General features: G+C 63.2%; 21 protein-coding genes. 11 read left to right on the plus strand and 10 right to left on the minus strand.

Going from position 1 to position 22,649, the window contains the following annotated elements:
- Positions 1-53 precede the first annotated feature (53 nt).
- Both IHQ72_RS13910 and IHQ72_RS13915 read right to left on the minus strand, forming a co-directional pair.
- On the minus strand, positions 54-980 hold the full coding sequence (locus tag IHQ72_RS13910; RefSeq protein WP_258123831.1) for a YVTN family beta-propeller repeat protein: 927 nt from the start codon (positions 978-980) through the stop codon (positions 54-56).
- A gap of 66 nt (positions 981-1,046) precedes the next feature.
- The gene (locus IHQ72_RS13915; protein WP_374120352.1) at positions 1,047-2,297 is read right to left on the minus strand and encodes a lanthanide ABC transporter ABC transporter substrate-binding protein PedA1; all 1,251 of its coding nucleotides are present in this window, start codon (positions 2,295-2,297) and stop codon (positions 1,047-1,049) included.
- 223 nt (positions 2,298-2,520) lie between these two features.
- Between IHQ72_RS13915 and IHQ72_RS13920 the strand changes: the two genes are divergently transcribed.
- From IHQ72_RS13920 to IHQ72_RS13935, 4 genes are read left to right on the plus strand one after another with little or no spacing between them, the layout of a single operon-like run.
- The gene (locus tag IHQ72_RS13920) at positions 2,521-4,362 is read left to right on the plus strand and encodes a (5-formylfuran-3-yl)methyl phosphate synthase (protein WP_258122947.1); all 1,842 of its coding nucleotides are present in this window, start codon (positions 2,521-2,523) and stop codon (positions 4,360-4,362) included.
- 3 nt (positions 4,363-4,365) lie between these two features.
- Positions 4,366-4,917, plus strand: a complete 552-nt coding sequence (locus tag IHQ72_RS13925; RefSeq protein ID WP_127205810.1) for a flavoprotein — start codon at positions 4,366-4,368, stop codon at positions 4,915-4,917.
- Positions 4,910-6,304 (plus strand): DUF6513 domain-containing protein, encoded by a 1,395-nt coding sequence (locus IHQ72_RS13930; RefSeq protein ID WP_258122948.1) that lies wholly within the window; start codon positions 4,910-4,912, stop codon positions 6,302-6,304. Before IHQ72_RS13925 ends, IHQ72_RS13930 begins: the two co-directional genes overlap by 8 nt.
- Before the next feature lie 3 nt (positions 6,305-6,307).
- Positions 6,308-6,898, plus strand: a complete 591-nt coding sequence (locus tag IHQ72_RS13935; RefSeq protein ID WP_258122949.1) for a DUF447 domain-containing protein — start codon at positions 6,308-6,310, stop codon at positions 6,896-6,898.
- A 12-nt stretch (positions 6,899-6,910) separates the two neighbouring features.
- Here the strand turns inward: IHQ72_RS13935 and IHQ72_RS13940 are convergent, their stop codons facing one another.
- Entirely contained in the window at positions 6,911-7,945 is a 1,035-nt protein-coding gene (locus IHQ72_RS13940) for a hydantoinase/oxoprolinase family protein (RefSeq protein WP_258122950.1), read from the minus strand.
- Positions 7,946-8,005: 60 nt separating this feature from the next.
- Between IHQ72_RS13940 and IHQ72_RS13945 the strand changes: the two genes are divergently transcribed.
- On the plus strand, positions 8,006-8,704 hold the full coding sequence (locus IHQ72_RS13945; protein WP_258122951.1) for a HisA/HisF-related TIM barrel protein: 699 nt from the start codon (positions 8,006-8,008) through the stop codon (positions 8,702-8,704).
- A gap of 248 nt (positions 8,705-8,952) precedes the next feature.
- On the opposite strand, the gene fae is transcribed toward IHQ72_RS13945, so the two are convergent.
- The 7 genes from fae to IHQ72_RS13980 all read right to left on the minus strand — a co-directional run bounded on the left by fae (position 8,953) and on the right by IHQ72_RS13980 (position 15,492).
- Positions 8,953-9,459: a formaldehyde-activating enzyme gene (gene fae / locus IHQ72_RS13950; RefSeq protein ID WP_077373969.1), complete on the minus strand. Its 507-nt coding sequence runs from the start codon at positions 9,457-9,459 to the stop codon at positions 8,953-8,955.
- Positions 9,460-9,627: 168 nt separating this feature from the next.
- Positions 9,628-10,419, minus strand: a complete 792-nt coding sequence (locus IHQ72_RS13955) for a triphosphoribosyl-dephospho-CoA synthase (RefSeq protein WP_258122952.1) — start codon at positions 10,417-10,419, stop codon at positions 9,628-9,630.
- A gap of 63 nt (positions 10,420-10,482) precedes the next feature.
- A complete protein-coding gene (locus IHQ72_RS13960; RefSeq protein ID WP_258122953.1) occupies positions 10,483-11,424 on the minus strand; it encodes an ATP-grasp domain-containing protein in 942 nt (313 codons plus the stop codon).
- Between the two features lie 86 nt (positions 11,425-11,510).
- Positions 11,511-12,467 (minus strand): methenyltetrahydromethanopterin cyclohydrolase, encoded by a 957-nt coding sequence (gene mch / locus IHQ72_RS13965; protein WP_258122954.1) that lies wholly within the window; start codon positions 12,465-12,467, stop codon positions 11,511-11,513.
- On the minus strand, positions 12,464-13,558 hold the full coding sequence (locus IHQ72_RS13970) for an ATP-grasp domain-containing protein (RefSeq protein ID WP_258122955.1): 1,095 nt from the start codon (positions 13,556-13,558) through the stop codon (positions 12,464-12,466). The genes mch and IHQ72_RS13970 overlap by 4 nt, the downstream gene beginning before the upstream one ends.
- A gap of 13 nt (positions 13,559-13,571) precedes the next feature.
- Positions 13,572-14,465 (minus strand): NAD(P)-dependent methylenetetrahydromethanopterin dehydrogenase, encoded by an 894-nt coding sequence (locus tag IHQ72_RS13975; protein WP_258122956.1) that lies wholly within the window; start codon positions 14,463-14,465, stop codon positions 13,572-13,574.
- Positions 14,466-14,523: 58 nt separating this feature from the next.
- Entirely contained in the window at positions 14,524-15,492 is a 969-nt protein-coding gene (locus IHQ72_RS13980; RefSeq protein WP_258122957.1) for a beta-ribofuranosylaminobenzene 5'-phosphate synthase family protein, read from the minus strand.
- A gap of 160 nt (positions 15,493-15,652) precedes the next feature.
- Here IHQ72_RS13980 and IHQ72_RS13985 point away from each other — a divergent pair, with 160 nt between their 5' ends.
- From IHQ72_RS13985 to IHQ72_RS14010, 6 genes are all read left to right on the plus strand, one after another.
- Entirely contained in the window at positions 15,653-16,033 is a 381-nt protein-coding gene (locus tag IHQ72_RS13985; protein WP_258122958.1) for a 4a-hydroxytetrahydrobiopterin dehydratase, read from the plus strand.
- A 118-nt stretch (positions 16,034-16,151) separates the two neighbouring features.
- A complete protein-coding gene (locus IHQ72_RS13990) occupies positions 16,152-17,243 on the plus strand; it encodes a molybdopterin-binding domain-containing protein (RefSeq protein WP_258122959.1) in 1,092 nt (363 codons plus the stop codon).
- Positions 17,237-18,868 (plus strand): formylmethanofuran dehydrogenase subunit A, encoded by a 1,632-nt coding sequence (locus IHQ72_RS13995; RefSeq protein WP_258122960.1) that lies wholly within the window; start codon positions 17,237-17,239, stop codon positions 18,866-18,868. The genes IHQ72_RS13990 and IHQ72_RS13995 overlap by 7 nt, the downstream gene beginning before the upstream one ends.
- Positions 18,856-19,764, plus strand: a complete 909-nt coding sequence (gene fhcD, locus IHQ72_RS14000; RefSeq protein WP_258122961.1) for a formylmethanofuran--tetrahydromethanopterin N-formyltransferase — start codon at positions 18,856-18,858, stop codon at positions 19,762-19,764. Before IHQ72_RS13995 ends, fhcD begins: the two co-directional genes overlap by 13 nt.
- A complete protein-coding gene (locus tag IHQ72_RS14005) occupies positions 19,761-20,570 on the plus strand; it encodes a formylmethanofuran dehydrogenase subunit C (protein WP_258122962.1) in 810 nt (269 codons plus the stop codon). Before fhcD ends, IHQ72_RS14005 begins: the two co-directional genes overlap by 4 nt.
- A gap of 378 nt (positions 20,571-20,948) precedes the next feature.
- Positions 20,949-22,532, plus strand: a complete 1,584-nt coding sequence (locus IHQ72_RS14010; protein ID WP_258122963.1) for an ABC transporter substrate-binding protein — start codon at positions 20,949-20,951, stop codon at positions 22,530-22,532.
- Positions 22,533-22,649: the final 117 nt, after the last annotated feature.

Genomic DNA, 22,649 nt, shown 5'->3' on the forward strand with positions numbered 1-22,649 from the left:
TCTGCCTGTTTGATTCAATTGGGTGATTTAATTGGGTGATTTAATTGGGTGATTTAATTGGGTGAGACGACGACGCCCCACGGCAACGTGCCGACGGTCACCGACTGCACCGGCTCGTCGGTCTCCACGTCGATGAAGGTGATGTCGTTCGACACGCCGTTGGTCGAGATGATGGTTTTCTGGTCCGGGGTGAAAGCGAGCTGCCAGACGCGTTGGCCGACCAGCACGTATTTCTCGACCTCGTATGTCTGCGTGTTGATCACCGCGACGCGGTTGGCCGGTCCGAGCGCCACATAGGCTTTCTTGCCGTCGGCGGTGATGCGCACACCGACCGGCTGGATGGATTCGGCCCTCAGGCCGGCAATCTCGAAGGTGATCTTCTGGACAACTTCGCGCGTTTGATTGTCGATCACCGAAACAGTGCCACCGATCTCGGCACTCACCCAGGCCTGCTTGCCGTCGGGCGTGAACTCGACGAAGCGCGGACGCGCATCCACCAGCACGTTGTCGGTGATCTCGTGGGTCGTCGTGTCGATGAAATGAGCCATGTTTGTCGTTTCCGACGTATTGACCATGGTCTTTCCGTCCGGGCTGACGCCCATGCCTTCCGGTTCGACTCCGACCGGGATTTCGGCCAGCATCTTCTTATTCTCTATGTCGATGACGGTGACGAGATTGTCGTCCTCATTGGCGACGTAAAGCGTCTTGCCGTCAGGCGAGAGCACGAAGAGCTCCGGGTCAGGCCCGGAGGGCAAGGTATCGACGATCTCCAGGGACGCCGTGTCGATCACCTCGATCGAATCGTCGTCGCTTGCGCAGAGATAAATGTGCTTGCCGTCGTGCGAGATGGTGATGCCGCGCGGACGCTGCCCGACATTGACGGTCTTCACCACCTGCATCGTTGCGGTGTCGACGACGGACATCGTGTTGTCCTTCTCGTTGGAAACATAGGCCATGTAGGCCGACGCCGGGCCGGCCATGAAGCCGGTCGCGAGAATGGCGAGTGCGCAAGCTCGTCTCTGCACTGAAATTCCTCCCAATTGGTTCTACTCAAGCACGCATTTTGTTTCCGGCTCATCGACCCCGAGCGTATCGAGCTCGGACACTTGGTGCAAAAAACCTTCCTGCGGCGATGTCGAGACGACCGACCTGTTGTCGCCTAGGAAGATCGGCTGCCTCAACTGCTGGTTCCACTTGCGGAAGGTCAGTTTCTGCCCTTTGAAGGCGGCGATCGAAAAATCGTCGGAGCGGATGAAGTCGGCCATCTTGCGCGGGTCGGCGCCCTGCGTGCGGGTCGCCGCCTCGCCGAGGATGCGCACCGCGGTCCACGCCGCCATGTCCTTCGACATCATGCGGCGGCCGTTTGCCTTGGCGAAGCGGTTCTGGATCTGGGTGCCGCCCCATTGCTCGCTGGCCGGATGCCAGGCCGACGGGGTGAGGCCGGAGGTGCCGGCGACCGGCCGCGGAGTCCAGGTGCGGAACGGAACATAGGTGCCGAACACCTCGCTTTCATCGGCGACCAGCAACACATCGTGTTCCGGCAGGTCCTGGGTGAAGACAGGCATCTGCCGCTGGATCTGGACGACGCCGGAATCGGTCCGCCGTGCCGTGCCGGTATCTTCGAACAGCTTTTCGCCGACGATCTCGCCGCCGAAGCGCGTCGCCGCCCGGCGCAGCGCCTCGGCAAAAAGCTGGTCGCGCTCGTGCGAGCCGTAGATCAGCACCCAGCGCCGCCATTGCTTCCAGATGAGATATTGCGCCAGCCCGTCGGCCAGCATGCTGCGCGTCGGGATGGTGTGGAAGATGCTGGCGCGGCATTCCTCTTCGCGGAGACTGTCGTCGGTGGCGCCGGCATTGAAGATCAGAACGCCGTTGTCGCGGGCAAGGTCGGCGATCGACAGCAATTGCCTGGCCGAGACGTCTGCGACCACATAGCGGTCGCCTTTGGCGATCATTTCCTGGAAGGCCGCAACGACGTCCGCGTCCGGCTTTACCTCGGTCACGTCGAGGCTGAATTTCTGGCCGAGGAAGCTGCCGGTCGTATTGTTGTCGGCAATCGCGACATTGCCGCCGGCAACGCCTTCATCGCCGGGCGGGACGTCGAGCACCGACAAGGCCAGTTGCGGCGCATAGGCGCGCAAGTAGCCTATCTTGATTTCGGTTAGCTTTTTTTCAGGCTTGGCCGTTGCAGCCGGTTGCCCGCCCGTCGCCTCCTGGGCTGGCGCGCCCGGAACGTTGACGGTCAGGGAAAAAAAGCACAAAAAGGCCGCGAGAGTGCCCGGCACCGCGCTCGTCATCGATAAAAATTACCCGTTCTTGCGCTAAAGTCCGATTGTTGTCGGACCGGCGCGAAGTCAAGGTGCCCATCATGAGCTTAGCTGACCGGCAAAATTTATCAAACCCTGAAAGCGGACTTCTCGCGTCTGCTTTAGTGCCATGCCTTCTTGCCGGAACGGCAACTGAGCGGATTTCGGTATTCGGGCCCGAGAGCGTCCTGTCCCTCATGCCGGAGAAAGTCCAATGACCAGAATGCTGGCCAGTGTCACCGGCGTCGACGAGGCGGAGATCGCGCTTTCGGGCGGCGTCGACATTGTCGACCTGAAGGATCCGAAGGCGGGGGCGCTGGGCGCGGTATCCACGCAAACCATCCGCCGGACGATTTCATTCATCGCCGGCCGGGCGCCGGTCAGCGCGGTCTGCGGCGACCTGCCGATGGAACCGGAGACGATCCGCGCCAAGGCCGACGAGATCGCTGCGACCGGCGTCGATTACGTCAAGATAGGCTTTTTTCCGTCGGCAAATGCCGCCGCCTGCGCGGCGGCGCTCGAGCCGCTCGCCGCGCGAACGAAACTGATCGCCGTGCTTTTCGCCGACCTGGCGCCGGATTTCGAGTTTCTGCCGATGCTTGCCAAACATCGCTTCCATGGCGCCATGGTCGACACTGCGAGCAAGGCAAACGGGCGGCTGCTCGACCATCTGCCGCCCGAGCGTATTCCGGGGTTCATCGATCGAGCCAAATCGCTCGGTCTCATGGTTGGCCTGAGCGGATCGCTGGAAGCCCCCGACATTCCGCGGCTGCTGCCCTTCGCTCCCGATTTTCTCGGCTTTCGCGGGGCGCTGTGCGGCCACTCCGGCCGCGTGGGTTCGATCAGTGCCGAGGCGGTTTCGCAGATCCGCGAGCTGGTCCCGGAAGCATCCCGGGCGGGCGGCGCGTCGAGCGTCGACTACCGCCTGCTGGCGGCGAGGGGCTATTCGCCGGGCACCGACCCGACACTGGGCACCGACAAGATCTTCGTGCGGGACTTTGTCCTGCCGGTCCAGATCGGCGCTTACAGCTTCGAGCACGGCCATACACAGAAGGTGCGTTTCGACGTGACCGCCGACGTGCTGCAAGTCACCGACCATCCCGAAGACATGCGCCATGTGTTCTCCTACGACATCATCATGGACGGCATTCGCACCATCGTCGCGCGGGGCCACATCCAGCTTAGCGAGGCCTTGGCCGAGCAGGTGGCGACGTACATTCTGGAGAACCCGCGTGTCGTGCGCGTCACGGTAAGAGTGGAAAAACTCGAACTCGGCCCAGGCGGCGTCGGCGTCGAGATCGAACGCAAGCGGCAAGCGGCAGGCCGCGGCGTCGCCTCCGGCCCTGCCGGCCGAAAAGAGCAAAGCGCTGCTTCCCAGCCGCGACAGGAAAGGCCTGAGGTCGTGAGGCGAGCCGCCGTCAAGCCAGCCGTCGTCAAGCTTGGCGGCAGCACGGTCCATGCGGCGGAAATGGAAAGCTGGATCGCGGCGCTGGCGGGTTCCAAGCTGCCGATCGTCATCGTGCCCGGCGGCGGCCTCTTTGCCGACCAGGTGCGCGAGATGCAGTTCCGCATGGACTTTTCCGACACCGCCGCCCACGCCATGGCGATCCTCGCCATGGAGCAGTTCGGCCAGGTTATCCTCGATCGTGACGAGAGGTTGGCGCCGGCACGGTCGCTGGAAGAAACGGTGCGAGCGTTGGACGAGGGGAAGGTGCCGGTGTGGCTGCCGTCGTCATTGGCGCTGGCGGCGCCGGACATTCCGGCGTCCTGGGACATTACCTCCGATTCCCTTGCCGCCTGGCTTGCCGGCAAGCTCGGCGCGAATGCGCTGCTGCTGATCAAGCAGACCGGCGCCTTCCTCGGCAGCGACACGATCGACAGCCTGGCAGTCAGAGGCATCGTCGACGCCGGCTTCGCCGCCATGCTGCCCGACGGTGTCGATTTCCATCTCGCCGGTCCGAAAGATGCAGCCGAAGCCGGGGCGCTGCTCGCGTCGGGCAATCTGCCCGGCATCCGGATCGCGGTTCCGATCCGGCCGGCAAGAAAAGCAGGGTAGGCGATGGCGAAGCTGCATACGCCGCGCTGGGCATGGGTTTTGACCGGTTCCGGTCATTTTTTTACGGAGAGCTTCGCACTCATTCACCAGCTCGAGCATTGCGATGTCTTCGTGTCGAAAGCCGCCAACGAAGTGCTGCGCATGTACAAGCTCAAGCTCGATTTCCCGGAGACGACGCGCGTTCTGCACGACAAGACGGCGAGCGCGATCCCGGTCGGCGAATTCTATCACGGCGTCTATCATACGGTCGTGGTGGCGCCGGCCAGTTCCAATACGGTCGCCAAATGCGTGCACGGCATTTCCGACACGCTCGCCACCAATGTCTTTGCCCAGGCCGGAAAATGCCGGGTGCCGGCCATCGTCTTTGCTTGCGACACCGCGCCGGAACTCGAAACCATGGCGCCGCATGGGCTGGTCAAGGTCTATCCGCGCAGCATCGACCTGGAGAATACCAGGCAGCTGAAGAGTTTCGAGCGAACCCAGGTGGTCGAGTCGCTCGCCGAACTCGAGGCCTCGGTCAGACGGCGCCACGCCGAACTCGCAAGCCATGGCTGAGCGGCTGGCCTTTCTTACCGGTCATCTGGCCAAGGTCCGGCTGGACAGGCTGCTGGCCGGACTGGGCGAAACCGAATTTGCATGGGAGATAATCGACATCGGCGTCAAGGTCGCGGCGTTGATGAGCGAAGACATCATCAAGCGGCGGCTCACCCTGACGGGCGGCGCCGACCGCGTCATCCTGCCCGGCCGCTATCGCGGGGACATCGAGCATCTGTCGAACCATTTCGGTGTGCCCTTCGTACGTGGTCCCGACGAGATCGCCGATCTGCCGGCCTTTCTCGGCCGGGCGGGCGAGCCGCCTGACCTTTCGCGTCACGACATGCGCATCTTCGCCGAAATCGTCGATGCGCCGATGCTGTCGGTCGAGGCTCTGGTGGCGAGGGCACGGACGCTGGCTGCGGCCGGTGCCGACGTCATCGATCTCGGCTGCCTGCCGGAAACGCCGTTTCCATCGCTGGAAGAGGCCGTGATCGAGCTGAAGGCGCAAGGATTTCTGGTCAGTGTCGATTCGGCCAGCACGGACGAACTTTCGATCGGCGCACGCGCCGGCGCGGACTATCTTCTCAGCCTCGACGAGAACACGCTGCAGCTGGCCTTCGACCACAAGGCTGTACCGGTGTTGATCCCGTCCACGCCCGGCGACCTGGATTCGCTCGGGCGGGCCATCGAAGCGGCGCAAAAGGCCGGCGTCGCCTTCATCGCCGACCCCGTGCTCGACCCGATCCATTTCGGCTTTGCCGCCTCACTCGGGCGCTTCGTCGAGGCGCGCCGTCGCTGGCCCGACGTCGAACTGCTGATGGGCACCGGCAATCTCACCGAATTGACCGATGCCGACAGTTCCGGCGTTACCGCCGTTCTGGCCGGGCTCTGCTCGGAACTTCAGATCCGAAACGTGCTTGCCGTGCATGTCAGCCCGCACACGCTGCGAACGATCGAGGAGCACGATATTGCCCGCCGCATCCTGTTTGCCGCGAGGAACGACGGTGCTCTGCCGCGGAGTTATCATCCAGGGCTCCTGCAGGTTCACGACCGCAAGCCGTTCACGGCCTCGACCGGGGATATCGATGCATTGGCGGCCGAGGTGCGCGACACCAACTTCCGCATCATGACTGCCGAGGACGGCATCCATGTTTTCAACGGCAAGGGGCATGCGGTTGCCACGGATGCCTTCGAACTCTTTGCCGGGCTTGGCGTTGAGGCGGATGGCGCACACGCGTTCTATCTCGGCGCGGAGCTGATGAAGGCCGAGATCGCGTGGCGCCTCGGCAAGCGCTATGTGCAGGACGAGCCGCTCGCATGGGGCGTTGCCGCGCCTGCTCCCGAAACCGACCGCACCCGTCTTGCGGAAGCGGGCCACACGCTTCGCGCGAAGAAAGAGCGCTAAACTATGCCCTACATTCGCGAATCGATCATCACCACCGTCAACAAGGCCGGCGACGTCCACATCGCGCCGATCGGCATCATCGCCGAGAAGGACGGCTGGGTCATCGCGCCGTTCCGGCCGTCGATCACGCTCGACAATCTCGCCGAAGTGCCGTTCGCCATCGCCAATTACACCGACGACGTGCGTATTTTTGCCGGCTGCTTGACCGGCCGCAAGCATTGGCCAACCGTTGCGGTCGACGGGTTTGCGGTGCCGCGGCTCGAGGCGGCGCTCGCGCATTCGGTCCTCGAAGTCGAAAGGGTCGATGACGACGGTATGCGACCTCGCCATTTCTGCCGTGTGGTGCAGGAGGAAACGCATGCGCCGTTCACCGGCTTCAACCGCGCCAAGGCGGCAGTGCTGGAACTGGCCATACTGGTCAGCCGGCTCGGCATGCTGCCGCGCGATAAGATCGAGGCGGAAATCGCCTACCTTTCGATCGCCATCGAAAAGACCGCAGGCGAGGGCGAAAAGGAAGCCTGGGGTTGGCTGATGCAGCGCGTCGGCGATCACCTGTCGGTCAAGGAATCCGGCGGTGAGGAGGTACGGGGCTGAACCGGATAGAGCCTACAATTGAGATCCCGCCAACAGCGCCACCGCTGACGCGGGTGCCACGCTGCTCGCTTCGCCGCGAACGGCGTCATCTGCGGGAATGATCTCGGCAAAATCGACGAAGCGGCGTTCCATGCGTTCGGCCAGCCGCCTGATCTGCCAGCGGCCGGTTCCGGCGCCGACGATCGGCACATCCCGCGCCATGGGCCCGGCAACCAGGGACGCTGCGTCGTGGATCTTGCGCAATTGCTGTTCGCTGAACCAGCGTGCGACTTCACGCCATTCCGGCGGTGTCAACTCGGCGGCGTCGCGCCCGATCATGCGCGCCAGCCGCGCTATCGAACCATCGACGGTCTTTTTCTTGCCGTCGGCGGAAGCGTGCCTGTCGTCCTTCTCGTCGAGCACCCCGAGGATCCGGTGCGCGTCGGCGATCGAGGCGAAATACTCGTTCATCAGCGGTGTCAGCCTGCCGCGGACGGGGGCTGACGAGGCCACACCGAACAGGAACGTCCTGGTGAAGCCGGTATAAACCAGTTCGCCGCTCAGAAGCCGTCCGGCATCGGTGTAGCCGTCATTGGCGACGGCGCCATTTTTGACGGCGAGAATGTCGGTGGTGGTGGAGCCCATATCGACGAACAGGGCATCGCCGGCGAGTTTCGCCACCAACGACGCTGTCGCGTGCCAGTTGGCGGAGGCGACATCGGTGCTCAGCCGCGCTGCCTGCTCGACCCCTACAAAGCCGGACGGCCCGGCATAGATCAACTTTTCGCCTGGGACACGGGTTGAAATCTCATCCAGAAGAGCCGCGACGCCGGCATCGCGGGACGGAAAGACATCCGCCAGTTCGCCGGTCATGGTGAATGCGTTGAGATCGGCGCCGGCATAAATCGGAGCCGTTTCCTCGAATGCCAAGGTCAGGGTATGGAGCCCTAGCCAGAGCGGCGTGGCGATCGTGACTGCCTCGACGATGCGGCCGTCTTCCGAACGCGTCACCTTCAGATGCGCGCCGCCAATATCGAAGCCGGCAACGATGCTCTTTCTTTTTTTCACACTTCAAGCTTTCATCACAGGGGACAGTTGGATAGGGACAGTTGGTCAGCGAGAAAAGCGTTGCATATCATTCCGGTTCTCGACCTGAAGGGCGGCGAAGTGGTCCGCGCCCAGCAAGGAAAACGCGATCGCTATAGGCCGATCGTCACGCCGCTCAGCCAAACTTCCGATGTCGTCGCGGTCGCCGAAGGCCTGCGCCGGCTTTATCCTTTTCCGACCTTCTATATCGCCGATCTGGATGCCATCGAAGGCGGAACGCCAAACAGCGGCGCGCTTGCCCGGCTGAAGGCGATGGCGGAGCCGCCGGAGCTTTGGGTCGATGCCGGCATCGCCGACGAGAAAACCCTTTCGGCAGCACTTGCCGAACCCTGGCTTTACCCGGTCCTGGGTTCCGAATCGCAGCGAGACGACGCGCTGTTCCGGCGTTTTTGCGATCATCCGGACCTTATCCTGTCGCTGGATTTCTTCGACGACGGGTTTCGCGGTCCGGCATCATTTCTCGATGAGCCGGAGCTTTGGCCGCAAAAGGTGATCGTCATGACATTGGCCAAGGTCGGCTCCGCCTCCGGTCCCGATTTCACGCGGCTCGAGGGGATCAAGGCGAAGGCTGGAAGCCGCTCCGTGATCGCGGCCGGCGGGGTGCGCAACGAGGCTGACATTCGCGCCCTTTCGTCACTCGGTATTGCCGCGGCGCTGGTCGCGACTTCACTGCATGACGGCACGCTCACGCCCGAGCACCTCGCAACGCTTGGCGCCTGACATTCGCGTAACCTCGAACTCGGCCTCGGAAGCTGGCCTTATAGAGCGGCGGACTCTCAAGTCGATCGTCTCGCCGCTCTATCTCTTTACTGGAGCATCGGATTTCCCAAAACCGGTTCCCAACCTCGGGTCAATTCCGAGGGCAGGTTTTGGGGTCCAATGCTCTATAGGCCCAGAAGTTTTTTCAGGCGGCGCAACAGACCATCCGGCTCAGCGGAGGGTTTTGCCTGTGCGGGGCTGTCTCTTGTCTAAGCCGCGAACGGATGCTTCACCTGGTCCCGCTTATCCGTGGCTTCGGCGGCTGTCGGCGTTCCTGCGACGGCGCGTTGGATGGCTTCCTTTGTCGCTTCGTAATTGTACTTCTGGATCTTGGCGTCGTCCGCCGCGTCCCAGTGGATGAAAACGCCGACGCAGATGAACAGATCGTCCGCCTCGTTGGCAGGAATGATCCCCTCGGCGACGCTGTCCTGCACCGCCTTTGCGACCGCATGCTGGGCCGGGCCGAACATCTGCACGGCCTGCTTGGCGCCCTTGATCGTGACCTTGTTGAACATCACGGTGTTGGGTTTGCACTGAAGATTGGGCGCGATCACCGCCAAAAGGGAGGTAAAGCCGTCCTTGTTGTTGGTAAGCGCGTTGCAAAATGCCGTTTCGACCGCGCTCCCCCGAGGGCCGATGAGCAGGTCGACATGCGCCACTTCGTTGCCGTCTCCTACCAGCGATTCACCGACCATTACTTTCGAGATCTTTGCCATGCCAATTTTCCTCCAAGACACAGTTATGGTGTCCAAAGACGCCGCAAACCGAGCGAGCGCTCGATGGACAGCTATCCTTGTTGGCAGCGCCCGGACATCCGGACCGGTTGGCTGGATAGCCGCGGAAGCCCAGCTTCCGCTCCTGAAAGTCAACCACCAACGTTGCGATTATGCAAGCTGAACGCCGAGGAGGTGGACTAAAAGAGTAGCCACGGTCAGGTCGGCCGAGGTGCCGGGGTTGACGTTGTCGGCCTTCAGCCGCCGGTCGAGCCCGATGAGCAGACGAATGCGTGACGCTTCGTCGTCGTTGGCATGGAGCGCCGCCTGAATGGCAAGGGCTTCTTGCCGCGCCTGACTTGCGGCATCAGCTCCATGGTTGCGCACCACATGACTGTCGGGGAAGCCGGCGAGAAACGCCATATAGGCGAATACAGTCGGCCACATGCCGCCTTCCCCGCGTGCCAGCGCCGCTTCCAGAGCCGCAAGCCCGACGTCGAACACGTCGCCGAAACAGGTAACATACTGACGGGCGATCATGTCACGGTCGGCCGCCTCCCGCATGGCTTCGAGCAGATGAACCTTCGGCTCTTGCCGCACATCGTTCGCGGCCTCTCCAAGCCCGCCCGGCGCGGCCGCGACGATCGCCTCGAACACCGCCCTGGTATCGTCCATGCTCATCGCGCGCAGCACCGCGTCGAGATTGTCGTGCAGTCTGCCGCCCGCCATTTCGGCGGCGCATAGCAGAGGCCCTGCCAGAAGAATGATACCGAGATTGGTATTGGTCGCGACCGCCTGACGTGTCGCGCGGACGGCCTCCAGCATACGCTGTCCGACCGGCAGGCGAGGATCGGTCAGCGGCGCGGACGAGACTTCTGCGCTCATCATGAACTGGGCAGCGGACATGCCGTGCCCGTCAGCGAACAGATGGACGTTGCCGGGCTTCAGCGCCTCGATCTCCATCCGGCAGGCATCCTTGTAGGCAACCCGGAGGCGTTCTCGCGAAAGCGCCATGCTACCGGCTCGTCACGAATTCGCCGGCGCGGTGAGGCGGTAGGGGCGCGCCGCCGCCTCGGTGCGATCAGCCAGGAATTTCAGCAGGGCGTCGGCAATCGCATCGGCGATGTTCACCGCGACGACCGATTGAAGCCCGGACCAGGCGGGCATGCTGTTGACCTCCAGCACGAACAGCTTGCCGTCGGCCGCCGGCACGATATCGACGCCGGCGAAATCCGCGCCGATAGCGGCGGCGGCGGCTCTTGCCAGCGCCGCTAATTCGGTTTCGCCATGCCCCGAGACTTGCTCGGGCACCGCCCCGCGATTGACGTTGGTAATCCAGTCGTCGCCACGGCGGCTCATCATTGCCAGGACTTCGCCGGCGCAGACGAAAACGCGAAAATCGCGGAAAGGAGGGCCGGGACGCGGCACGTAATGCTGGAGATAGTAGACGCTGTTCACCTCTTCCTCGGCGGGGAGATCGGATAGCGTTTCGATCAGCCTGATGCCGCGGCCCTGTGCGCCGAAAAGCGGTTTCAGCACCAGCGGCGTGAACGGCAGTTCGCGTTCGGCGATCGCTTCGGCCATGGCACGTCCCTCGACCGCGAATGTCGGCGGCGTCGGCAGGCCGGCATTCTTCAGGAGGAAGGTCGTCATCGACTTGTCGACGCAGCGTTCTATCGCCTGCGCGGAGTTCCACACCGGAATGGAAAGCTTGGCGAATGCGTGCAGCACACCGAGGCGCCGGGTGATCGCTTCGAACGATCCGGCGGCGATCGAACGTACAAGCACAGCATCGGGCAGCGCGCCGTCGAAGCCGGGGATCGACAGTCCGCTCGGGCTGCCGGTGTCGAACGCGATCGCCGCCAGCGGCACGGTTGCGACAACGGCGCCCCGCCTGTCCAGCCTTGCCGCCAAGCCCTTGGAGCGGGTGTCCGAGACATCGCTGACGATCAGGATGCGGGGGATCATGTCACGCCTTGGATATCGGTATACCGAAAGCCGGAACGAGCGGCCCGGTAGGCGGATGACAGACTAATCCATTGCACCGCCATGGCCTAACCAAGGCTCCGTTCGAGCATCTGCAGATCACGTTCGCCGGCGCGAAACGTATCGCCGGTCTCGATCGCCGTGACGATTACTTCGGCCGGGCTGAACAGCAGCGGATCGATGGCATAGAAATCACCCTTGAACCGCTTGAAGACCTCGGCGAAGGGGTGGCCGTGGTCGCGCGAGGCGCGGCTCGGCAGCCGTTCCGCGAGCTCACTGGCGTCTTTCGCCGAGCCTTTTACGAAAAGCTGGACGCTGCCGCCATAGATGATGGCGTCGTTGGTTCTGCCCATTGCGGTCAGGAAATCCGGATGAGGGGCAGGGATAGGCGCCGTGCCGATGCCGTCGACGATGTTGTCCAGCGGAAACTTGAGATCGTTGCTCTTGTGCAAGGCGACTTCGAGCGCGCGCGCAACGATCTGCACGCTGCCCGCAAGGCTTTGTGTCGGCGCATAGAGGAAGGTGAGCTTTTCGGTTGGCAGTCCGGTCGCCTTGCCGACCTTCTCGACGATCGCTTGGGGGGGCGGTTCGGCGGTCTCCAAGATAAGCACGGCGGATGACGCGGTGTCGCGATAGGAAAGCGCTTCGAACAGCGGTTCGACGCGGGCGAGCGCCCGCGCCGGCCCCGATCCCATGGCGAAATAGCCCTGGCTCGACAGGTTCCAGCCCGCATACTGGCTGCCCAGGCAGGCAAGCACCGGCTGCGAGGACCGCACTTCGATGGTCAACGGCCATTTCTCCGACGCGCGGTCCATGCAGACCGAAATGCTGCCGAGACCGCCCATTGCGGCCTCCGCCATGCGCAGCCCGGCCTCGACGCCGCCGGTGGCCTTGGCGCCGGCATCGATCAGGCACTCGCCCAATGGCCCCCTGGAAACGGCGATACGTAGGCGTTCGGCGTTGCCGATCATGCCGTCGATGATGCGCTGGGCATTGTCGTTCAGGAATGCCGAACCATCTTTCATGTCCGGTCTCCTTCCCATTGGTGTTGCAATCGGCTGGCTTGTCCCTTGATGAGCCGCCTGGTCAAATCGGCGCTCGGACCGCGCGCGAAGATGGTGCAGACAGGATCGCCAGCGATCAGACGGGTGCCGGGCGACTGATGGTCCGCAGTCCATTCAGGCCAGGCAATCGATGGAAAGTGGGCGATCGGCGCCGCGGCGTAGGTCACCATCGATGCCATCGAATCGACGAAGCGCGGCAGTTGGTACGCCCTGCCTGCTGCGGCACGCAGATGCGCTTCGATCAGTGGCGCGTCAGCATCGTCGAAAATGTCGAGCGTGGCGCCTGGCCTCGGATTGATCTCGATGAGCTTGTAGCCATCCGGTCCGCGAATGAGGTCGGCGCTGCACAGTCCAACCAGGCCGGCGCGGCGCGCCAGACCTGAAAGCCAGCCGCGGATCATCCCCGCCTGCCTGCGATCGAAGCGTCGCAACCGCACGGCGCCGCCATAGCGGTAGGGCGCTGCCGGGGCGGGGGACGCCCATTGTTGGCTGAAGCCGACGATATCAGCGGTTTGGCCGTCGCCGACGAACAGGGCCGAGATGCTGCGGCCGGCAACGAAACGCTGGAAATAGCGGCCGGTGGCCGGGGTTTCTCCGGCTGCCTGTCTGATATGCGTGCCGCCGGCGCCGCCCGCGGTCTTGACCACCCAGTTCTCCGGATCGGGCGGCCGGTCCCATCGGAATTGCGGATGCGGGATGCCGAGTTCGGCGCAATCGGCGGCCAGCAATTGCGGGTCCTTGATCCTGCGGATCGCGGCGCCGCTATTGCCGGCGAGGGGAAAATGGCGCGCGATCTCGTCTACAGTCTCCGTCATCCGCTCGAAGCCCGAGCCCAGGACGATGGCGACCGGCCGGTCGTCTCCAGCCAGTTGCCGAAGCGTCTCGATGATGCGCGCGCCGTCGATACCGCCCTGCAGGTCGCCCGGCAGCATCGCCGCGCGTTCGGCGAGTGCGACCGTGTCCGTATCGCAAAAGAAATCGGCGACCAGCGGACCGTAGCCGGCGCGGCGCGCGGCGGCAGCCAGCGCCCGGCCTGAAATCGCCGCGATCAAGAGAGATCCGGCGTTATTTGGCGATTTCGCGTGCAAGGGAAAATGCTTCCTGGAAATCGAGCGTGATGGTTTTTTCGGATTCGATCATTCTTTTAAAGAGGCCGAATTCGACCTTGTATTTCACGTTGCCGATGGCAAGCGGACCAATGCCGACAGCTTTTGCCGCTTCGAGCGGATCGCCATTGGCGTTGACGGCCACGCCTTCGATGCCGGCCGGCGGGACCGCATTGACGTCGGCGGCAATGAGCAGACCATTGCCTTTCAGCTGGGCTTTCGAGACCACCTGGACGCCGGCCTTGGCGCAAGCCAGGATCACTTCGCTCGCCTCGACCAGCTTCGTCTTCCGGGCCTCGCTCGACCCGTCAGCCGCATCCACGGCGATCTTGAATCGGCTTTTGATCTCAGCCGCGATCTGCTCGACCCTTTCGATGCCGTCATGACCGACAAGCGTCACCCGGGCGCCTTCCCTGGCCGCGATGACGGCAGTGCAGAAGCCGACGACGCCGGTGGCGCCGAAAACAGCGATCCTCGTGTCCCTCAGCCCGCGCTCGAATTTCTTCTCCAGCGCTTTTTCGACCTTGGCCACCATTGCCGCGGCCGTGGTGAACGAGCCGGCCGGATCGGCGAATACCGAAACCTGGAAAGGCGGCACCATAGCCTTTCGCGCTGCGTCGAACATGTCGAGCGCCAGCGAGGCGTCCTTGCCGGCGATGAAGATGCCGGTATCGACGCCTGCATCGGGCGGGCGCGAAAAGATCGCGTCCTGCACGAGGCCCGTCACCTCGCCGAGACTTACATCGACATAGGGAACGACGGCGTCAAAGCCTGCATCGAGCGCCATGTTCACGTCGAAAGGGCTCATGTGTTTCAACGGCGTCAGCATATGCAGGATATGTTTGCGGGCCATTTCTCGCCTTTCTGCCATTTTTCGCCTTCTGCTTGAATGTGATCGCGTTGCCGAGCCGTCAGCTGCCGACGAGGTCAAGTTTGGTCGAACTGATCTTCGCGCCGGAATTCCTGCCCTTGACGATCCTGATCTCGATGCCGTCTTCAACTGTCTGCTGAACCGCGCTGACGAACCTGACTGCGGCGTCTTGCGATGGGGCGAAGGCAAACCCTGTCGGTCCCCACGAGCTCTGGCCGATGCCGACGGCGCCTGCTTCATTGAGACCGTGGGCCACCCTCTCGACCCGTTTTGAGGTGAACACGCCACCTTGCGCCGGGGCGAAATGGGTGCCGATCAGCATCTGGATCGCGGCGACGGCGGTGCCGAAGGCTAGAAGGTCGTGTTCGACCAGAGCCGGCATGATGCCCATCAGCACCCGCCGGCAGATCTCGCCGCTGCCGGACGCCGGGAAGGGCGGCAGTGAACGAAACGCCGCGATCTCGGCATCGCCATGCAGTCCATGCCCGCCATGGTCGAGGATCAGGATGACGCGCCATTCTTCCGGAAACGGCAGTCGCGCCACGACCGGCGGCGGCCTGCCGCTGTCGTCCTTGCCGGCGTCGACAATGACACCGCCGCGTTCGAAACTGGCGATGCCGATGCCGGATCTGCCGCCGCGCTCGAGCAGGGTCGCGTCGCCGCCGATATCGAGAGGCAATTTGTGGAGCGTGCGCAGCGCCGAGCTGACGGCTAGGGCGATCTGCGTGCCGGAGCCCAGGCCGGCATGGCTCGGGATTGACTGTTCGACCACCAGACGGTGCTGGCCGCGAATGCCGAGATGGCTGCAGAGCGTCGACAAATGTTCGCCGGCGCGACGGCTCTCGGTGCCTTCGACGATGGTCTCGCTGGACCGCGACAGGGTGACGACGGTTTCGGGTTCGCTCAGAGGTAGCCCGACGCTGCCAAAGCGACGTCCGGTATCGCCATTGAGATCGAGGAAGCCAAGATGCAGGCGGGCGGGCACTCGTATGGTAACAGAATTCGACATCTACCCCCCGATGGGTGCATCATAGACGCATCATGGAAGTTTAGGTGCCCGTCGCCATGATAGCTGTTTTCGTCGAAGGGGCAAGCCGGAGAGAGTGCATTCGTTTTATCTTCTTTTGGCCCCGGCGCGAAAACAGACCGGGCAAATCGCGGAGGTCGAGATGAACGATACGCCTAAGGAAAAGGTCTATTCGGAAGCCGAGATTGCCGACCGGCTCGAGAAGGAGCTGCCGAAATGGCGCTACGAGAACGGCTGGATCCGGCGCAAATACAAGACCCAAAGCTGGAAATCGACACTGATGGTCATCAACACGGTCGGCCATCTCGCCGAGGCGGCGTGGCACCATCCCGACATCACGGCGTCCTATGCCTGGGTCGAGGTGCGCCTGATGAACCATGCAGCCAAGGGCATCACCGACAAAGACTTCGAGCTGGCCAAAAAGATCGAGGATGTCGTCCAGTGGCAGCCGGCCAAGGAAGGCGGCGCGCTGGAAGGCACTCCGCCGACCGATCAGCGCTTCGCTTACATCAAATATGATTAAGCGCAGTCGGAATCTGTTGATGGCAGATGAAAACATTCGCTAATCTGCTGACAGGCGGGGTTCACGGCCAATTCAGTTTCGTCTAGGATCAGGCTGGCACCAGAAAGTAGCGTAGTGAATGGCGGTTGCTTGGATCGGCAACCGGGAAACGCTGGTCGAGCGCGCGGCTGCACATGCCGCCGCGCTGTTGGGGTCGAGCCGGTGCCCGGTTTTCAGCTTGGATACGGATATACACGGCACCAGGGCGGCGATCGCGCTGGCTGAGCGGGTTGGCGCGGCATACGATCATGCCGATGGCGCGGCAGTTTCCCGGGAGACCGCACTTTTTACCGACAAAGGTGCGATGACCGTCGCGCCCGGCGAGACGCGCCGGCGCGCCGATGTCGTGGTGATTGTGGGCGAACTCCCGCAAATCCATCATGAATTCGTCGGCGAACTCTCGGCCACGGTTCCCGATCTCTCGGCCAAGAATCAACGCGAAATCTTTCTGGTCGGATCGAACGGGGCGTCTGCGCCGCCGTTGAGCAACGGGCGGACGGCGACGCTCCTCTCCTGCGGCGAGGCAGGCCTCGGCGCGACGCTGGCGGCGCTGAGGACGCAGTGCAGGGGGCGTCAGACATCGCAACCGGTGTCGAATTTCGACGACTTCGCCAAAGCCCTGGCGGCTGCGCATTTTCCCGTCTTCCTGTTTTCAGGCGACGCAACCGAAGGGCTGGCGCTGGAGATGCTGCAAGGACTGATCGCCGACCTCAACCGCAAATCACGCGCATCCGGCCTTCATCTACCGGCGAGCGAAAATGGATGGGGAAGCGCGCTCGCCTCGACCTGGATGACGGGTTTTCCACTGCGCACCGGCTTTGCGCGCGGCTTCCCGGAATTCGATCCCTGGCGTTACGATGTCGCGCGCATGATCGCTGCCGGCGAAGCCGACCTGCACCTGCGGATCTCCTCCTCAATCGTCCAGCGGCAGAAGAAAAGGAACCGCATGGCGCTGATCGCCTTGGCGAAAACGCAGAAGCCGGTCGTGGGCGCTGCGGTCACCATCGCCATCGGCGAAGCGGGCGTCGATCACGAGGCGGTGGTCTATTCCAGCCGCACCGGTTCGCTGAGGTCGATCGATGCGCGAGCGGCGTCCGAACTGCCCTCCGCTGCGACGATCATTCGCCTGGTTGCCAGTCATGTCTCCACCGAGGCCGCGTTGCCATGCTGACGAAAATTGCGGGCGGCGACATCATCGATCCCGTCAACGGCCGTCTCGGCAGGGGCGACCTCTGGATCAGGGACGACAAGATCGCTGCGGCGCCGGCGGGGGGCGCTGCCGACCGGACCATCGACGCTGCCGGCTGCGTCGTGATGGCAGGCGCCATCGACATCCATTCCCACATCGGCGGCGGTAACGTGAACACGGCACGGCTGCTCCTGCCCGAGCAGCATGCCGCGCACCAGGCGCGGCCGACGACGACGCCGCTCTCCAACGCCGGCTGGTCGACCTTCCAGACCGGCTGTCTCTACGCCAAAATGGGTTTCACCACAGTCGTCGAGCCGGCGATGTCGCCGGGAGCGGCACTTCACACCCATCTCGAACTGGCCGACATCCCGATCATCGACAAGGCGACGCTCGCCATTCTCGGCAACGACGATTTTCTGCTGTCGATGATCCGCGACGACGCTTCGTCTCAAATGATCGAGGACTATGTCGCCTGGACGGTCGCCTCGACGCGGGCGCTTGGGGTCAAGGTGATCAACGCCGGTGCGGCGGCCGCCTTCAAGGAAAACGTCCGCACCTTCTCGCTGGACGATGTGGTGCCTTCCTATGGCGTCAGCTCGCGCAAGATCGTCAAGGCGCTACAGGCGGCCGTCGACAGCCTTGGCGTCCCGCATCCTCTGCATGTCCATTGCAACAATCTGGGCAGCCCCGGATCGGCGGATACGGCGGCCGCGACGATCGCTGCGGCGGAAGGGGTGCCGCTGCACCTCGCGCATCTCCAGTTCTACGGCTACGGCACGGAAGGCAAGCGCAGGTTTTCCTCGGCCGCGGCGCGTCTTGCCGAACTGGTCAACGCGACGCCGGAGGTCACCATCGACATCGGCCAGGTGATGTTCGGCCAGACGGTCACCGTCTCCTCCGACGTGATGCGGCAGTTTTCGGCGCGTGGCAGTGCGCGCCCGAAGAAATCCGTCATTCATGACGGCGACGGCAATGGCGGCGGCATCGTGCCCTACAGCTATGGCAAGGATTTCTATGGCGCGATGCAGTGGGCGATCGGACTCGAGCTTTTTCTCCTGATCGACGATCCCTGGCGTGTCTTCTTCACCACCGATCATCCCAACGGCGCGCCCTTTACCGCCTATCCGGCCCTGTTCGAGCTGCTGATGAGCCGGGAAGCGCGCACCAAAATGATTGCCGGACTTCCAAAATCCGCCATGGCGCTCTCCACCCTGGCCGCAGTCGACCGCGAATACACGTTCGAGGAAATTGCCGTCATGACGCGCGCGGCCCCAGCCAAGCTGCTCGGGCTGACAGACCGGGGCCATCTCGGCGCCGGCGCTATCGCCGATATCGCTGTCTACCGCAGGGACGGGAACATAGCGAAAATGCTGGGGCAGGCGGCGTACGTCTTCAAGGATGGCGATCTCGTCGTGCAGGATGGGGAGATCACCCATTACCGCTGGGGCAAGGCGCTCAGGCTCAATCCGTCGCCGGACAAGGCGATGGTGCGGCGCCTGGAGGATTATCACCAGCAGCGCTACGGCCTGTCGCTGGACTGGTTCAATTTCCCAGATTCCGCGATCGCGCGCGAACAGCCATTCGGCGAGGTTGCATGCCGAACGTGAGCGTAAATGGCATAACGATCGACGATACCTTTGCCGAGGCCTTTGGCATGCGCGCGACCGCCATCATCATCACGGCGCCGAACCGGAAATGGGCCCGCCAGGCGGCGATCACCATGACCGGCTTTGCCACCTCGGTGATCGGCTGCGGCTGCGAAGCGGCAATCGATGTCGAACTGCCGCCATCGGCCACACCGGATGGCCGGCCCGGCTGCCGCGTGATGATCTTTGCGATGGGAACCGATGAACTGCAGAAACAACTGCTCAATCGCGTCGGCCAGTGTGTTTTGACCTCGCCGGGTTCCGCCTGCTTCGCCGGACTGGAGGGCAGCGCCGAGTTGAAGCTCGGTTCGGCGCTGCGTTATTTCGGCGACGGCTGGCAGATCTCCAAGAAAATCGGCGGCCGGCATTTTTGGCGCGTTCCCGTCATGGACGGCGAATTCCTGTGCGAAGCGACGACCGGGCTGACGAAGGGGGCGGTCGGCGGCGGCAATTTCTTCGTCATGGCTGAAAGCAGCGCCAAGGCCTTGCTTGCGGCAGAGGCCGCGGTTGCCGCGATAGGCCTGGTGCCCGGCGCGATCGTGCCGTTTCCGGGCGGCATCGCTCGTTCGGGTTCCAAGATCGGTGGCAAATACAAGGGCATGATCGCCTCGGCCAACGAAGCCTACGCGCCGACGCTGCGCGGTGTCGTCAGAAGTGAGCTCGGTCCCGACATCAACGCCGTCCTGGAAATCGTCATCGACGGCGAGACCAACGATGCCGTTGCCGCCGCGATGAAGGCCGGCATCAAGGCCGTCATCGAGCTCGGGCCGAAGCGAGGCGCGGTTCGCATAAGCGCCGGCAATTACGGCGGCAAGCTCGGCAAATTCATCTATTCGCTGAAGGATATGCTGCCATGAAGGCGCTGACCTTCACCCTTGTCGCCGAGCCGCCCGAGCGCCTTGACCTGTCGCCGCTGACGCCAGAGCGGCTTGCCGGGATCGAAAGGCGCGATATCGAAAGAATCCAGATCGGCATTTCGAAGCATGGATCGAAGGTCGGCGATATTTTTCGCGTCGCCGGCAACGATCCGCTGGACATCGTGTTCGAAGGTGGAAGCGCGCGCCTCGACCGCGTCGCGGAAGGCATGCGGGGCGGTTCGGTTCGCGTCATCGGCAATGTCGGGGCTCAAGGGGCGCGCGCCATGCGCGGCGGCCAGCTGACGATCGAAGGCAATGCGGGTCCGCACGCCGGCTCCGGCATGCGCGGCGGCAGGCTTGAAGTAACAGGCAACGCCGGCGATCACCTCGGTGCGCCGCTCGCCGGGGAACTGGCCGGCATGAATGGCGGCGTGCTGATCGTCAGGGGCAGAGCGGGCGCTTTTGCCGCCGACCGCATGCGGCGCGGCCTGATCGCGGTGCTGAAAGGCTCAGGCGACAATGCCGGCAGCCGCATGATCGCCGGCACGCTGGTGGTGGCCGGCGGCACCGGCGAGATGCCCGGCTATCTGATGCGTCGCGGTTCGATCCTCCTCGATCGCGCGCCGAAAAGCCTGTCGCCGAGTTTCGTCGAATGCGGTGCGCCAGAGAGCGTTTTCGCCGCCGTCATCGATCGCCATCTGATCGCCGAGGGTATTTTGAAACGGCCGCTTCTGGGCATCGCTCCGCAGAAATATGGCGGTGACAACGCGGTGCTTGGAATGGGTGAGGTTCTTTTCCCTCGCTGAGGCGTTCGGCGGATAACGCAATGCCTTCAGCGCCGTGCTCCGGCCGAAATCTGTAAATTGCAGCGCACGTTCCGATTGAACTGCTGATTTCTTCCCGCGAGACATTTCGCCCAGCGTTTGGCTTTGCGACGTTTTGGAAGAAACCACATCATTCCAAAACCTAATCCCATGCTGTCTGTTGGGCAAAGAGGCCGCCTCGGCGTTCTCCAGCAGAACGTTTTCGCGCCAATATGCCCAAAATATCAACATTGTAAGGCGATTGCGCTTTTTTAGCCCGGTATCAGCAGCGCACAGCAAGAATCCGTGTTGCCAAATGGAGAGTTTTGGCTAACGTAAGGAAAACCACAAAACCACAAAATGAAAAAAGGGGAACGACATATGAGCGAGTCAAGCAGGCGTGATTTCATGAAGGGCATGGCGGCGTTCGGAGCGGGCGCCGGGCTTATGGTGATCAACCCGGAATTCCTGGTCTCTGGCGCGGCTGCGCAGGCGGGCAAGCAACTGGTCTTCCTGTCGGCCGAGAACATCACCGGCAACTGGGATCCGACGGCGCACACGACGCTGTCGCAGAAGAACATCGAGGGTTTCGTCATGGGGTTCCTGACGCGCACGCCGATGCGCGTCGAAAATCCCGACGAGGTCATCTACGAACTCGCCACAAAGATCACCCTGCTTGAGCCGACCAAGCTTGAGATCAAGCTGCGTGAAGGGGTGAAGTTCCACGACGGAAAGCCGTTCAAGGCGGAAGACGTCAAGGCGACCTTCGAATACGGGTCGCAGCCCGACCGGCCGGCGCAATGGTATCCTGGCCCGACTGAGACGCTGACGATCACGACGCCGGACGACTATACGGTGATCGTCGACACATCGAAGGGCGGCTATCCGGCGCACCTGTTCATCTTCCTCGCATCCTACCTGCCGATGCTGTCGGCAACCGACATCGCAGCCGGGCCGAGCGGACCGCTTTCGCAGCGCCTGAACGGCACCGGGCCCTACAAGTTCGTCGAACAGCGAGGCAACGACACGGTGTTGGAGGCCTACCCGGACTATTTCCTCGGGGCCCCGACTATCCCCGGCATCAGCTTCAATTTCGTGGGCGATTCGACCACCCGCATGCTGTCGCTGATGAACGGCCAGGCGTCCATTGTGGAACGGCTCGAACCGGAGCAGGTGGCGACCCTGCAAGGTAACGAGAATGTGGCGATCAGCAGCGTGGTCTCCGTCGAGAACAAATATCTGTGGTTCCGCTGTTCCAAGCCGCCCTTCGACGATCCGCGCGTGCGGATGGCGGCCTGTCACGCGATCGACCGGTCCATGCTGCTCGAAATCCTCGGCGAAGCCGGCCATGCCTCGGCGAACTATGTCTCGCCGGTGAAATTCGGCTATATCGACCTGCCCAACTATACGGAATATAGCCCGGAGAAGTGCCAGGCCCTGCTCGCCGAAGCAGGCTTCCCGAAGGGGCAGGGGCTGCCCGAACTCGAATACATCACCTCGGTCGGGTTCTATCCCAAGACCAAGGAGTATGGCGAGGTGATCACTGCCATGCTGCAGGAGCAGGGATTCCCCGTCACGCTGTCGGTGCTGGAGATCGCGGCGTGGAATGAGCGTCTCTACGACCGTCCCGGCGGTGGTCCGGGCCATATGGTCGACTGCGGCTGGTCGACCGGTTCGCCGGAGCCGGACCTCGTGCTGCGTACGCATTTCCATTCCTCATCCAAGCGCATTACCGGCATCGTCGATCCCGAACTGGACGCCTCACTCGACAAGGAGCGCAGCGCGGCGTCGCTCGAGGAGCGCAAGCAGATCCTCCAGACCGAGACCATGCCGATGATTGCCGCGAAGGTGCCGTCGTTCTCCCTGTTCACCTCCGTCATGATCCACGCGATGGACAAGTCTCTCACGGGGCTTTTCATCTATCCGGACGGCTCCATGGACGCGTCGAAGGGGGCGTTCGCCTGATTGGCGCCAGCCACGGCCCGGGAGAAACAACCCGGGCCGTGACAGTCGTCGACGGCCGGGTGGAACACACGAACTCGGCTGCCGGCAACCAGTCCTCGGGCTTCGTTCGCCGCAGGA

The organism is Mesorhizobium onobrychidis, assembly GCF_024707545.1.
GTDB classification, from domain to species: domain Bacteria; phylum Pseudomonadota; class Alphaproteobacteria; order Rhizobiales; family Rhizobiaceae; genus Mesorhizobium; species Mesorhizobium onobrychidis.

Bases quoted from the DNA above. Each gene is read 5' to 3' on its own strand.
- IHQ72_RS13995 (WP_258122960.1), top strand. From the start codon at position 17,237: ATGCTGACGAAAATTGCGGGCGGCGACATCATCGATCCCGTCAACGGC.
- IHQ72_RS13985 (WP_258122958.1), top strand. From the start codon at position 15,653: ATGAACGATACGCCTAAGGAAAAGGTCTATTCGGAAGCCGAGATTGCC.
- IHQ72_RS13930 (WP_258122948.1), top strand. From the start codon at position 4,910: ATGGCTGAGCGGCTGGCCTTTCTTACCGGTCATCTGGCCAAGGTCCGG.
- IHQ72_RS13980 (WP_258122957.1), bottom strand. From the start codon at position 15,492: ATGTCGAATTCTGTTACCATACGAGTGCCCGCCCGCCTGCATCTTGGC.
- IHQ72_RS13915 (WP_374120352.1), bottom strand. From the start codon at position 2,297: ATGACGAGCGCGGTGCCGGGCACTCTCGCGGCCTTTTTGTGCTTTTTT.
- fhcD (WP_258122961.1), top strand. From the start codon at position 18,856: ATGCCGAACGTGAGCGTAAATGGCATAACGATCGACGATACCTTTGCC.
- IHQ72_RS13975 (WP_258122956.1), bottom strand. From the start codon at position 14,465: ATGGCCCGCAAACATATCCTGCATATGCTGACGCCGTTGAAACACATG.
- IHQ72_RS13935 (WP_258122949.1), top strand. From the start codon at position 6,308: ATGCCCTACATTCGCGAATCGATCATCACCACCGTCAACAAGGCCGGC.
- mch (WP_258122954.1), bottom strand. From the start codon at position 12,467: ATGAAAGATGGTTCGGCATTCCTGAACGACAATGCCCAGCGCATCATC.
- IHQ72_RS13960 (WP_258122953.1), bottom strand. From the start codon at position 11,424: ATGATCCCCCGCATCCTGATCGTCAGCGATGTCTCGGACACCCGCTCC.
- IHQ72_RS13990 (WP_258122959.1), top strand. From the start codon at position 16,152: ATGGCGGTTGCTTGGATCGGCAACCGGGAAACGCTGGTCGAGCGCGCG.
- fae (WP_077373969.1), bottom strand. From the start codon at position 9,459: ATGGCAAAGATCTCGAAAGTAATGGTCGGTGAATCGCTGGTAGGAGAC.
- IHQ72_RS13910 (WP_258123831.1), bottom strand. From the start codon at position 980: ATGGCCGGCCCGGCGTCGGCCTACATGGCCTATGTTTCCAACGAGAAG.
- IHQ72_RS14005 (WP_258122962.1), top strand. From the start codon at position 19,761: ATGAAGGCGCTGACCTTCACCCTTGTCGCCGAGCCGCCCGAGCGCCTT.
- IHQ72_RS13955 (WP_258122952.1), bottom strand. From the start codon at position 10,419: ATGGAGATCGAGGCGCTGAAGCCCGGCAACGTCCATCTGTTCGCTGAC.
- IHQ72_RS13920 (WP_258122947.1), top strand. From the start codon at position 2,521: ATGACCAGAATGCTGGCCAGTGTCACCGGCGTCGACGAGGCGGAGATC.
- IHQ72_RS13925 (WP_127205810.1), top strand. From the start codon at position 4,366: ATGGCGAAGCTGCATACGCCGCGCTGGGCATGGGTTTTGACCGGTTCC.
- IHQ72_RS14010 (WP_258122963.1), top strand. From the start codon at position 20,949: ATGAGCGAGTCAAGCAGGCGTGATTTCATGAAGGGCATGGCGGCGTTC.